The sequence below is a fragment of the Mesorhizobium sp. P3_A9 genome, from assembly GCF_056402975.1.
The window spans coordinates 1-12374 of sequence record NZ_JBFUGJ010000172.1 but is presented as its reverse complement, the minus strand read 5'-3'; the positions used below and the strand labels follow the sequence as shown (position 1 = coordinate 12374).

12 protein-coding genes are annotated in these 12374 nt (G+C 64.7%); 4 read left to right on the top strand and 8 right to left on the bottom strand.

From position 1 onward, the window contains the following. Both AC1DX0_RS21470 and fghA read left to right on the top strand, forming a co-directional pair. A partial coding sequence (locus tag AC1DX0_RS21470) for an oxidoreductase (RefSeq protein ID WP_477356770.1) occupies nucleotides 1-1391 on the top strand: 1391 nt, incomplete at its 5' end. Between the two features lie 75 nt (nucleotides 1392-1466). Further along, nucleotides 1467-2339: an S-formylglutathione hydrolase gene (gene fghA, locus AC1DX0_RS21465; RefSeq protein WP_477220875.1), complete on the top strand. Its 873-nt coding sequence runs from the start codon at nucleotides 1467-1469 to the stop codon at nucleotides 2337-2339. A gap of 24 nt (nucleotides 2340-2363) precedes the next feature. On the opposite strand, the gene AC1DX0_RS21460 is transcribed toward fghA, so the two are convergent. The 6 genes from AC1DX0_RS21460 to AC1DX0_RS21435 form a co-directional block, all read right to left on the bottom strand. After that, a complete protein-coding gene (locus AC1DX0_RS21460; RefSeq protein WP_477220876.1) occupies nucleotides 2364-3296 on the bottom strand; it encodes a nucleoside hydrolase in 933 nt (310 codons plus the stop codon). An 11-nt stretch (nucleotides 3297-3307) separates the two neighbouring features. Next, nucleotides 3308-4321, bottom strand: coding sequence for a nucleoside hydrolase (locus AC1DX0_RS21455; protein ID WP_477356768.1), 1014 nt, complete (start codon nucleotides 4319-4321; stop codon nucleotides 3308-3310). Between the two features lie 10 nt (nucleotides 4322-4331). Beyond that, nucleotides 4332-5318, bottom strand: coding sequence for an ABC transporter permease (locus tag AC1DX0_RS21450; RefSeq protein WP_477220878.1), 987 nt, complete (start codon nucleotides 5316-5318; stop codon nucleotides 4332-4334). After that, the gene (locus tag AC1DX0_RS21445) at nucleotides 5306-6346 is read right to left on the bottom strand and encodes an ABC transporter permease (RefSeq protein ID WP_477220879.1); all 1041 of its coding nucleotides are present in this window, start codon (nucleotides 6344-6346) and stop codon (nucleotides 5306-5308) included. Before AC1DX0_RS21445 ends, AC1DX0_RS21450 begins: the two co-directional genes overlap by 13 nt. Next, entirely contained in the window at nucleotides 6346-7911 is a 1566-nt protein-coding gene (locus tag AC1DX0_RS21440) for an ABC transporter ATP-binding protein (protein ID WP_477356766.1), read from the bottom strand. Before AC1DX0_RS21440 ends, AC1DX0_RS21445 begins: the two co-directional genes overlap by 1 nt. A 121-nt stretch (nucleotides 7912-8032) precedes the next feature. Continuing rightward, nucleotides 8033-9037, bottom strand: coding sequence for a BMP family lipoprotein (locus tag AC1DX0_RS21435; RefSeq protein ID WP_477356764.1), 1005 nt, complete (start codon nucleotides 9035-9037; stop codon nucleotides 8033-8035). 255 nt (nucleotides 9038-9292) lie between these two features. Between AC1DX0_RS21435 and AC1DX0_RS21430 the strand changes: the two genes are divergently transcribed. Both AC1DX0_RS21430 and AC1DX0_RS21425 read left to right on the top strand, forming a co-directional pair. Beyond that, nucleotides 9293-9877 carry an amino acid synthesis family protein gene (locus tag AC1DX0_RS21430; protein WP_027033912.1) on the top strand — a complete coding sequence of 195 codons (585 nt, stop codon included), beginning with the start codon at nucleotides 9293-9295 and terminating at the stop codon, nucleotides 9875-9877. Continuing rightward, nucleotides 9874-10458, top strand: a complete 585-nt coding sequence (locus tag AC1DX0_RS21425; protein ID WP_477220881.1) for an amino acid synthesis family protein — start codon at nucleotides 9874-9876, stop codon at nucleotides 10456-10458. Before AC1DX0_RS21430 ends, AC1DX0_RS21425 begins: the two co-directional genes overlap by 4 nt. Nucleotides 10459-10461: 3 nt before the next feature. Here AC1DX0_RS21425 and AC1DX0_RS21420 read toward each other — a convergent pair whose 3' ends face one another. Together AC1DX0_RS21420 and AC1DX0_RS21415 are read right to left on the bottom strand one after the other, a co-directional pair. Next, nucleotides 10462-11652 (bottom strand): amidohydrolase family protein, encoded by a 1191-nt coding sequence (locus AC1DX0_RS21420; RefSeq protein WP_477356762.1) that lies wholly within the window; start codon nucleotides 11650-11652, stop codon nucleotides 10462-10464. A gap of 41 nt (nucleotides 11653-11693) precedes the next feature. Then, the gene (locus AC1DX0_RS21415; protein WP_477220883.1) at nucleotides 11694-12227 is read right to left on the bottom strand and encodes a MarR family winged helix-turn-helix transcriptional regulator; all 534 of its coding nucleotides are present in this window, start codon (nucleotides 12225-12227) and stop codon (nucleotides 11694-11696) included. Between the last annotated feature and the right edge of the window lie 147 nt (nucleotides 12228-12374).

Sequence of the window (12374 nt, the reverse complement as noted above, 5' to 3'; positions counted from 1 at the left end):
CGCTGGACGAGATGATCGGCGAGCTCGGCTTCGCCAATTCCGAAGTGCGCGACATGATCGAGATGCATGCCGAGCTGCCCGACCTCTGGGATCTGGCGCATGGCGCCTGGGAAGATTGTTCGGGGCCGTCGCGCTTCAAGGAAGAGGGCGCGCAGGAAAGCCTGGTGTCCGGCATCAAGTCGCTGACCTCGAAGCCGGTCGTCGGCGTCGGTCGCTTCACCTCGCCTGACGTGATGGTCAGGATGATCAAGTCCGGCACGCTCGATTTCATCGGCTGCGCGCGCCCGTCGATCGCCGATCCCTTCCTGCCGAAGAAGGTGGAGGAGGGGCGCATCGAGGACATCCGCGAATGCATCGGCTGCAACATCTGCATCACCGGCGACATGACCATGTCGATCTCGCGCTGCACGCAGAACCCGACCTTCATGGAAGAGTGGCGCAAGGGCTGGCATCCCGAACGCATGCAGGCCAAGGGCGACAGCGACAGCGTGCTGATCGTCGGCGCCGGCCCGGCCGGACTGGAGGCCGCTCGCGCGCTCGGCCTGCGTGGCTATCAGGTCGCCATTGCCGAGGCCGGCACCGAACTCGGCGGCCGCGTCGCCCGCGAATGCCGCCTGCCTGGCCTGTCGGCCTGGGGCCGCGTGCGCGACTATCGCCAGTACCAGCTCAGCCAGATGTCCAACGTCGATGTCTATTTCGAAAGCCGGTTGTCGGCCGAGGATATCCTGGCCTTCGGCTTTCAGAACATCGCGCTTGCGACCGGCTCGACATGGCGCCGCGACGGTGTGGCACGCGCCCATGTCGTGCCGATGCCGGCCGACCCGGCCATGCCGGTCTACACGCCGGACGATCTGATGGGCGGCAATGTGCCGACCGGCAACGTCGTGCTGTTCGACGACGACCACTACTATATGGGTGGTGTCCTGGCCGAGCTGATGGCGCGCAACGGCGCCAAGGTGACGCTGGTGACGCCGTCCGCCTATGTGTCGGACTGGACCCGCAACACGCTGGAGCAGGGCGCCATCCACCGCCGTCTGGCCGAGCTCGGCGTCGAGATCGTGCTGAACCGGACCGTGACGCGAATCGTGCCGGGAGGCGTTGCCACCGCCTGCGCCTACACGGGTGCCGAACGCGACATCGCCGCCGACGCCGTGGTGCTGGTGACGTCGCGCCAGCAGGACGACGAGGTCTGGCGCGACCTGAAAGCGCGGCGCGACGAATGGGCCGACAACGGCATTCGCTCGATCAAGGTCATCGGCGATGCCGAGGCGCCAGGCCCGATCGCCTGGGCGACCTATGCCGGCCACCGCTTCGCACGCGAACTGGATGAACCCGATATCGGCGATGCGCTGCCGTTCCGGCGGGAAGTGACCGCCCTGGCGGCGGAATAGGCGGGACTTGCGCCTGGCAACCATGGTCCTTAGACAGGCGGCCTTGAAGGACGTTTGCCGAAGGCGGAGAAGAACATGTCGGACCGGATGAAGACCCTCTCCTCGGCCAAATCGCATGGCGGCGTGCAGGGCGTCTATTCCCACGCTTCGGAAACCTGCTCCTGCGACATGGCATTCGCCGTCTTTGTGCCGCCGCAGGCCCGTGAAAAACCTTGCCCTGTTGTATGGTACCTCTCCGGCCTCACCTGCACGCATGCCAATGTCATGGACAAGGGTGAGTACAGGCGCATGGCCGCCGAGCTTGGCCTGATCATCGTCTGCCCCGACACCAGTCCGCGTGGTGCCGATGTTCCCGACGAGAAGGACAATTGGCAGTTCGGCGGCGGCGCCGGTTTCTATGTCGATGCGACGCAAGCGCCCTACGCTACGAACTACCGCATGTATTCCTATGTCACCGAGGAACTGCCGGCGCTGATCGCGCAGGAATTTCCGGCGGATATGACGCGCCAGGCGATCTTTGGCCATTCGATGGGCGGGCATGGCGCACTGACGATCGCGCTCAAAAATCCCGAGCGCTTCAAAAGCTGCTCGGCCTTCGCGCCGATCGTGCAGCCGAGCACCGCCGGTTGGTCGAAGCCGGCCCTCGAGAAATATCTCGGCGCGGACGACACATCATGGCGGGGCTACGATGCCACCTTGCTCATCGAAGATGGCCACCGCTTCCCCGAGCTTTTCGTCGATCAGGGAACATCGGACGGATTTCTCAAGGACGGGCTGCGGCCCTGGCTTCTGGAAGCGGCCTGCGCCAAGGCCGGCATGGCGCTGACCCTGCGCATGCAGGACGGCTACGATCACTCATATTTCTTCATTTCGACATTCATGGACGACCATCTGCGATGGCATGCCCAAAGATTGTCTGACCCGGTCCACGGCACCGGGTCACGCTGAAGCAAGGGAATATCCCGAGCGGGTCTAATCCCGCAGCAGGTCGAACATCAGCTTGAAGAAACGGTCCGCGTCGACCTCATGGGCGATACGCGCATTGTCCTTCTCGCCGCGCTCGCCCCAGAAATCGGCGACCGTCGCACCGAACGCATAGGTGCCTGTGAGATCGACACCGATATGGGCCGGGCGCGTGCGCACCAATGTCGGGTCGATGGCCAAGGCCAGTGCCAACGGATCGTGCATGGCGCCGCCGACGCCCATCGAGCTGCGGTGCAGCTTCTCGTAGAACAGCAGCCAGTCATTGACGAGCTTGCCGAGCGGCGTGTCGATCGTCGCCAGCTCGGCATATTGCGGCGCCTCGATCAGCACCTGCATGGTGACGTCGAGCCCGACCATCAGGATCGGCACGCCGCTGTCCAGCACGATCTTCAGCGCCTCCGGGTCGCAGAAGGCGTTGAACTCGGTCGGCGTGATGATCTCGCTCTTGCGGTAAAACACGCCACCCATCCAGATCAATTCCCTAATCTTGGGCAGCACGTCGCGGTGCTTGAGGATCATCAGGCCGATATTGGTCAGCGGGCCGGTGGCGACGACGAGGATCGGTTCCGGGGCGGCGCGCAGCTTGTCGGCCAGGAAATCGACAGCGTGCTGGTCCACCGGCTTGATCGTGGCCTGCGGCAGATAGGGCGAGCCCTCGAGGCCGCTCGGACCATCGGCGGTGCCGAGCACCAGCGGGCGCGCCAGCGGACGGTGGCACCCTTGAGCGACTGGCACGTCGCCGGCGCCGATATATTCGAGGATGCGCAGCGCGTTGGCTGTCGTCTTCTCGACCTCGGCATTGCCGCAGGTGGTGGTGACGCCGATGAGTTCGATGGCCGGCGAGCGATGCGCCATGACCAGCGCGATGGCGTCGTCGTGGCCGGGGTCGCAGTCGAACAGGATGGGAGTTGCAATGGTCATTTTATCGGTCCTCACGCCGYTTGTTCGTAGCGCGCGATGGTTTGCTTGAAGATGTTGAGGAAGCGGCGTCCGTCGAGATCGGTGCAGATGCGGGTGGTCTTCGGACCGCCGCCGGGCAGCAATTGCCGGCCGCGATGGGCAACCGTCTGGCCGCGGGCGAGGCGCCCGTCGAGCACGACATCGACGAAGAGCGGTTCGGTCATGGTGGCAAGCGCCGGGTCGAAGGCCAGTGCCACGGTGATGACGTCGTCCATCGGGAAGCCGACCAGGTCGAAGAACTCGCGCCAGATATCGATGTAGATCGGGAAGCTGTCGGCGATCATCTCGAAGACGGGGTTCTTCCGGGCAACGGCCTCCATGTCGGCAATGTCGTCGCGCGTCAGCATCGAGGCGGCGACGCGGTTGTCCTCGCAGATGTCGAGCGGCACCAGGATCTTGTCGACGTCGGCGTTGAGCACGATGCGCGATGCCTCCGGGTCGGCCCAGATGTTGTATTCCGACAGCGGCGTCATGTTTCCGGGCGTCTGGAAGTTGCCGCCAAGCACCAGGAGCCGCTTGAGCGCGCCCGTCAGGCGCGGCTCCTGCAGCAGTGCCATCGCGGCATTGGTCAGCGGCCCCGTCGTCACCAGCGTGATCTCGCCCGGATTGGCCATCACCGTATCGATGATGAAGTCGACGGCATGGCCTGGCGTTGCCTGGCGTGACGGCGTCGGCGCCGGCGGGTTGAACTTCTTCAGCCGGTCGCCGAAGCGGGCGACGAGCCGCTTTTCGAAATGCACAGGCGCCTCCATGTCGGCCTTGGAGTTGCCGACGATCGGCCGCCAGGCGCCGGCGTGGACCGGGATATCGTCGCGCCCGGCAAGCGTCAGCGTGTTGAGGACGACATTCGTGACCTGCTCGATCGGGCCGGCGGCACCGGTGACGGTGGTGACGCCTTCGAGCCGGACATTCGGGTTCGCCGCGGCAAACAGCACAGCGAGAATATCGTCGCCGGCAGAATCCACGTCGAGGATTATGCGTTCCATGAGAGTTCCTTCATTGCGGATTTTTGTCGACCGGGGCGCTGTTCCTGTCCACCGACAGAAGTTTCTGCATCGACGCCAGCGTCTCCTTGATGATCCTTGGCCGCGCCCGGTAGGACAGCGCGAACAGCGCCGTCAGCGCGACGACATAGGGTACGGTCAGCACCAGATAGGACGGGAAGCCGAAGGTCTGCAGGCGGAGCGAGAAGGCATCGGCGAAGCCGAACAAAAGGCAGCCGGCCAGCACCTTCAGCGGATCGCCATTGGAAAAGATCAGGATCGCCACCGCCATGAAGCCGCGGCCCGAGGACATGTTCTCGGTGAACATGGTGATGTAGCCGAGCGACAGATGCGCGCCGGCCAGTCCCGCCAGTAATCCGCACAGCAGCGAGGCGGTGTAGCGGACGCGGGTGATCGAGATGCCGAGCGCCTCGGCGGCTTCGGGCTTTTCACCAACGACGCGGATATAGAGGCCGAGCCGGGTGCGGTTGTAGAACAGCACCAGCAGCGGCACCGCGAGGAAGGCGACATAGACGATCGGCGTGAAGCCCGAGATCAGCGGCGCCCATGAGCCGAGCAGTGCCTGGGCGCCGGGTATCTGCACCTTGGGCAGGCCGACAATGCCGTGACCGACGATCGATCCGCGCGTGCCGAAAATCGCTTTCATCAGCGAGATCGTCATGCCGCCGGCAAGGATGTTGAGCGCCAGGCCGACGACCACTTCATTGGCCCGGAACGTCACCACCAGCACGGCAAAGGCGAGCGCGAAGGCAAGCGCCGCGGCGACGCCGCAGGCGACGCCTGCAAATGCCGAGCCCGTCCAGATAGAGCCGATGACGGCGAAGAAGGCGCCGGCCAGCATCTGACCCTCGAGGCCGATGTTGAAGATGCCGGCCTTGGTGGTGAACGAGCCGCCGAGCGCCACCAGGAGAATTGGCGCGGTGGTGCGCAGCGTCGCGGCGATCAGCGCGACGTTGATCAGCTTGTCTAGAATTTCCATCGCCGCTCCCCCGCCTGGCTGTCGCCACGGCGTTTGATCAGAACCTGCGCCGAGACGCTGAGGATGATCAGCGCCTGGATCACGGTGATGATTTCGCGCGAGGCGCTGGTGTCGACCTCGAGCAGCAGCGATCCGCTGCGCAGCGCGCCAAAGAACAGCGCGGTGACGATGGTGGCGACCGGCGAGCCATTGGCGAGCAGGGCGGCGATCAATCCGTCGAAGCCGAAGCCTGGGGCAAAGCCCTCCATGAACCGGTGATGCACACCGAGCGTTTCGACCCCGCCGGCGAGGCCGCCGACGGCGCCCGAAAGCAGCAACACGACAAAGCCCTGCCGTTTCACGTTGACGCCACCATACTCAGCGAATTTCGGCGCCGATCCGACCATGGTCACGCCATAGCCCCAGCTGGTGTAGCGGAAGACCAGCGCGACACCGACCGCCAGCAGCAGGCCAATCACCAGCCCCCAGTTCAACCGCGAGAAGGAAAAGATCTCCGGCAGATAGGCTGTCGCCAGGATCGGCGGGGTCTCCGACCAGCCGCCGGGGCGCTTGAACAGGAAGATGGTGAAATAGGAGGTCAGCAGCACGGCGATGTAGTTCGACAGGATCGTCGAGACGACTTCGTTGGTGTTGTAGCGGGCGCGGAAATAGGCGGGAATGGCGACCCAGGCAGCGCCCGCGACGACAGCCAGCGCCAGTGCCGCCAGTGTATGAATGCCCGCGGGCAGGGAAAAGCTGAAGCCGACCCAGGCGGCGGCAAACCCGCCGAGGAACAATTGGCCCTCGATGCCGACATTGAACATGCCGCCGCGCAGGCCGATGCAGGCCGCAACGCCGCAGATCAGGATCGGCGTCGTCTGCAGCAGGGTACCGGCAATCTTTTCCTGGTCACCAAAGGCGCCGCGCAACAGCGTCATCAAGACATGCACCGGGCTTTCGCCGACCAGGAGGATGATGATCGCCCCCAAGAACAACGCCACGGCAACGGCAATGATCTGGCCGGAAAAGGCGCGCAAACGGTCGCTCATCATGCGTGCTCCAGCTGCGGTGAAACGCCCGCCATCATCATGCCGATCCTGTCTTCGTCGGCGTCGTCGCCGGCGACTTCGCCCATGATCCGCCCGTTGAACATCACCAGGATGCGGTCGGCGAGCGCGGCCAGTTCGTCAAGCTGCACGGAAATCAAGAGGATGGCACGGCCGGCTGCGCGCTGGCGCATGATCTCGTCATGGATGGCTTCCTGGGCGCCGATATCGACGCCGCGCGTCGGCTGATCGATCAGCAGGAAGTCGGCGCCATTGGTGAACTCGCGCGCCAGCACCACCTTCTGGATATTGCCGCCCGAAAGCCGTTTGACGGCATCGCCCGCTCCTTGCGCGCGGATATCGAAGCTCTTGATCAGCGCTCCGGCATTTTGCGCGATCGCCTTCCAGTCGAGCACGCCATTGCGACTCCATGGCGCACGATGCTGGCGGCCCATCAGTGTGTTTGCTGCGATCGACGCATTGCGATCGACCCCGCGCACCATGCGGTCGCCCGGAACATGGGCAAGGCCCGCCTCGCGGATTGCGGCGGTGGAGAGCGTGGTGAGGTCCTGGCCCTTCAGCCGGGCCTCGCCATGGCTTGCTGGCCGCAGACCCGAAAGCACTTCCGCCAGTTCCGTCTGCCCATTGCCGGCGACGCCCGCAATCCCCACCACCTCGCCGGAGCGGACAGTGAAACTGGCATTGCGAAGAGCCGGCAGCCGGCGGTCGTCGCGCGCCCACAAATCCCTGACTTCAAGGACCACGTCGCCCTGCAGCGCCGCGCGCGGCCGCCGGTCGAAACTGACCTCGCGGCCGACCATCATGCGCACCAGCTCGTCCTTGTTGAGTTCCGATGTCGGGCGGGTCGCGACCTTACGGCCGTTGCGCAGCACCGTCACCGTGTCGGACACCTCCATCACCTCCTCCAGATGGTGCGAGATGAAGATCACCGTCATGCCMTCGGCCACGAAGCTGCGCAGCGTCTGGAACAGTTCGCGGCTCTCCTGCGGCGTCAGCACCGCGGTCGGCTCGTCGAGGATGATGGTGCGGGCACCACGCACCAGAACTTTCAGGATTTCGATGCGCTGCTCGATGCCGACCGAGAGCAGCCCGACGCGCTCGGTCGCATCGACATGCAGCCCGAAGCGCTTCGACAGTTCCTGCGTGCGCGCGATCTGCGCGGCATGGTCGATCAGCCCATGACGGCGGATTTCCATGCCGAGAAAGACATTGTCGGCGACCGAGAGCGAGGGAACCAGCTTGAAATGCTGGTGCACCATGCCGAGCCCCGCCTTGATGGCCGCGGCCGGGTCGGCGACCACCGTCGCCTCGCCATTCAGCCGGATCGAGCCTTCGTCGGGCTGCAGCAGGCCGAACAGGATGTTCATCAGCGTCGTCTTGCCGGCGCCGTTCTCGCCGATAATGGCGTGGATCTCGCCCCGGCGCACGGCAAGATCGATGCCGTCATTGGCAATGAAGGCGCCAAAACGCTTGGTGATGGCAGTCAGCTCGACAGCCATCGCGGCAGTGTTGTGGAGGGTCGGGGACCCCGGCGCGTTCGACACCATTGCTCTCGCAGATTGGGGCTCTCGCAGATTGCGAGCTCTCGAAGATGGGACACTGATCCGCCGCGGCATGCCGCGGCGGATCAGTGTAGCGCTTTCTTGGGAGGGATGCGCTGTTGCTGGCCTATTTCGCCYTGGCGATCACGATCTTGCCGTCGAGGATGCCCTTCTTGATCTCGTCCAGCTTGGTCGTCACGTCGGCCGGGATCTTCGGTGCAATGTCGTCGCAGACCTTGAACTCGACGCCGCCCGACGCCAGGTCGAAGGTGCGGGTGCCGGCGGTGACCTTGTTGCCGCCGACCTCGTCCTTGATCAGCGTGTAGACGGCGATATCCCCGCGCTTCAGCATGCTGCCGAGCACATTTCCGGGGGCCGTGCCGCACATGTCGATATCGACGCCGATCGAATATTTGTCGGCCGCGGCACTGGCCTGCATGACGCCTTCACCGGTCGGGCCGGCAACGTTGTAGACGATGTCGGAGCCCTGGCCGTACAGCGCCTGCGCGAGCTCGCTGCCCTTGGCCGGATCGTCGAAGGTGCCGGCGAAGACGGAGTTCACCTTGACATCGGGCGCGGCGTATTTGGCGCCTTGCTCGTAGCCGCCAAGGAAGTTGCGGATCACCGGGATGTCGCGGCCGCCGACGAAGCCGATTGCCTTGCCGTCGCCGATCTTGGGAAATTCACTGCCCTTGGCCTCGATCATGCTGGCCAGCGCGCCGGCGACGAACGAGCCCTGCTCCTCGGCGAAATTGGCATAGATCATCTTGGGATTGTCGAGCACGCCATCGATGAAGACGAAGCGCTGGTCAGGGTATTCCTTGCTGACCTTCTGCAGCGAATCCACCAGCTCCCAGCCCATCACGAAGATGAGATCGTACTGTTTGCCTTTGGCGAGGTTTTCGAACTGCTCCTCATAATCCAAGGCACGATTGCCGGTGTCGACCAGCTTGAGGTCGATGCCGAAATCGGTCTTGGCCTTGTTGAGACCGTTGACGATCGAAACGCCAAAACCCTGTGCAAAATAACCCGAGATGGCGGCCACCGAAACCTTGGCCTGTGCGGCGGCCGATCCCAACGAAACAGCCAGCATCGTGCCGGCCAGAAACAAACTCTTGAGCGCCCTTGTCATGTTATTCCCCTTCAGCTTTTTTCAGCTTTTGAAGCCACGCCTTGACCATCCCCCACATATCGCCGGAATGCCGGCGAGTTCGTTGATGGTCATATGAGTTTAGGAGCGGCTAAACAGGCTGTCAATCGTCATCCGATGCAGTTTTCTCAGGCCCGTCATCCGCGTCCTTCACCTCTTCGCTTGACAAATATCGCGATGCATAATTGTTGATACTCTAACGAGTTTTCACGAGTGACGGGACGAAGGATACGCGCAATGCCAGCTGTGGTGGTCAGGAAATTTCTGGTCCAGGTCGAGGAGATCTTCCATGAGGGCGGGCCGCCCGCGGCACGCCCGCCCAAGCGCGGCGCGATCGTCGCCGTCATCGCCAACCCCTTTGCCGGACGCTACGTCGAAGAGATCACCGGCTTCATGGAAGATCTGAAGCCGCTCGGCCTTGAAATGGCGCGGCGCCTGATCGACGCCATGGGCGATGGCGTCGCCGCTGTCGAAGGCTATGGCAAAGGTGCGATCGTCGGCGCCGCCGGCGAGCTTGAACACGGCGCGCTCTGGCACAATCCGGGCGGCTACGCGATGCGCGAACTTCTCGGCGACGCCAAGGCCATCGTGCCCTCGACCAAGAAGGTCGGCGGTCCCGGGACGCGCATCGACATTCCGATCACCCACATCAACGCCTCCTACGTGCGCAGCCATTTCGACGCGATCGAGATCGGCGTCGGCGATGCGCCGCGCAGCGACGAGATGGCGGTCATCCTGGCAATGACCACCGGCGCGCGCGTTCATGCGCGGGTCGGCGGCCTGGCGGCGGCCGACATCAAGGGCGAGGACGGATTGCGATGAGCATGGAAATCCGCCGCATCATCACCATCGTCGAGGAAACCCGGATCGAAGGCGGCCGCCCGGTCGACCCGCCGACGCGGCGTGCCGCGGCGATCGCGGTGATCCGCAACCCTCATGCCGGCACGTTTGTCGAGGATCTGTCGGCGTTGAGCGCGATTGGCGAGGCCCTGGGCGATATCTTGCCCAGGCGCGCCGTCGCTGCGCTCGGCATTGCCGGCGATCAGGTCGAGAGCTTCGGCAAGGCAGCCGCCGTCGGCGCCGACGGCGAGTTGGAACATGCCGCCGCCATCCTTCACCCAACGCTCGGCGCCCCGTTCCGTGACGTGCTGGGCAAGGGCGCCGCGCTCATTCCCTCGTCGAAGAAGCGCGGCGGTCTCGGCGTGCCGCTCGACATTCCGCTCGGCCACAAGGACGCGGCGAGGGTGCGCAGCCATTTCGACGGCATGGAGGTCCGCGTCCCCGATGCGCCGCGCGCCGACGAGATCGTCGTCGCCATCGCCGTCACCGATTCCGGCAGGCCGCACCCGCGCGTCGGCGGGCTGACCAAGGACAAGATCGTCGGGGTTGACGGTGTGAGCTGACCGTCAGGCAGCCCTGACTTCCGGCACCCGCATCGCCGGCGGGGTGTTGCGGCTGCGGCCGGTGCGCACCTCGCCGTCGATGACGACCATGCCGATGCCCGGCAGATTGCCGAGCGCCACGCTGTCGAGAAGGCCGTCGCCGGCTCCGCCCATCGCCTGGTCGATGAAGATCAGGTCGGCGGCGCGGCCGATTTCGATGATGCCGCGATCGGTCAGTCCGCGCACGCGTGCCGTGTTGCCGCTGGCAAGGCAGAACGCCACTTCCGGCGCGATGCCGCCCAGCGAAGCCAACATGGTCATGATCCTCAAAATGCCGAGCGGCTGCACGCCGGATCCAGCCGGGCTGTCGGTGCCGAGGATGACGCGCGAAAGCTCGCCGCGCTGTCTTGCCAGGTCGAGCACGAACAGTCCGGTGCGCAGATTGCCGTTGTGGACGATTTCGAGCGCCCGAGAGCCTTTTTCGCAGATCTGCCGGATCTCGGCTTCGGGAAGCGCCGTCGGTCCGCCATTGACGTGGGCAACGATGTCGGCGTCGACCTCCAGCACGACGTCCGCACCGATGCGGCCGGAGCCGGGCAGGGACGGTCCGCCCGTGTGGGTCATCGAGGTCATGCCGTATTTGCGCGCCCAAGCAATCATCTGCCGGCCGGTCGGGCCATCCTTGACGCCGCCAAGTCCGACCTCGCCGACGAGTGTCACGCCGGCTTCGGCGAGGGTGCGGAAATCCTCCTCGGTGAGGCCGGGCTCCAGGATCGGCGCGCCGGCCAGGATTTTCATGCCGTTGGGGCGGAAGTTGGAGAAGGTGCGCYGCGCCGCGATCGCCAGCGCCTTCAGGCCGACCAGGTCGCGCGGGCGGCCCGGCGTGTGGACCTCTCCTGCCGAAATGATCGTGGTGACGCCGCCATGCACGGTCGAATCCATCCAGCCGATCTGGTTTTGCCGCGGCGTCCAGTCGCCGGCCACCGGATGAGCATGGTTGTCGATAAGCCCCGGTGCGACCGCGCAACCCATCGCATCGATGATCGTCGCCGCCTTGCCGCTGTCGACGTCACCGGCCTTGCCAATGCCTGAGATGCGCCCGTCGGTCACGACGATGGTGTYGGCGTCGAGGATCGGCTGGCCGAGGTCACCGCTCAGCAGGAGGCCGATATTGCGGATGACGAGCGTGGCAGACGACTTGGGGTCGGACGACATTGGTTCTCATTTCTGCTGGTATGGAAAGGTCTGGACGCGGCCTACTTGCCGCCGTCGCCATTCGATGGATCGTCGTCATTGATGCGCTGGAGCAGCCGGAGCAGAGTCGTTTGCTCGGTGGGTGACAGCGGCGACAGGAAACGGCGTCCGACCTCGACGCTGCGTGCGAGCCGCTCGAGCGTATATTCGGTACCTTTTTCGGTCAGTGCGATCATCGACAGGCGCTGGTCGGTGTCGGATGCGCTGCGCGTGATCAGCTCGTGTTTGAGCAATTTGCGCATGACGATGCTGATGGTTGACGGGTCCATCGCCGTCAGCCGGCCGAGATGGTTCTGCGAGACCTCGCCATGTTTGAGGATCGTGGCAAGGGCTGCGAACTGGGTCGGCGAAAGGTCTTCGCCGGCCATGACCTGTTGGAAACGCAGCGTCGCGCGCTGATGCGCCTTGCGGATAACGTGCGCCGGGTGCTGGTCCAGCGCGTAGCCGGTCTCAGCGTATCGCTCCAGCACCTGCTCACGGGGTAGTGGTTCCCGCTTCGGTGTCGCGCTTTTCTCGGGTTTCTTTTCGGTCGTCAAACCGGACTCCTGTTGCCTGTCTCGGATGCCGCTGGCTCTAGCTCAAGCCGCGACTTCGGTCGGTTGCAGCGACGTCCCGTCGCGAAGGGCCGCGACGACATCAGCCGAATCGCTGACCACGCCGAAATGCGTCGCTATGTCGTAGAG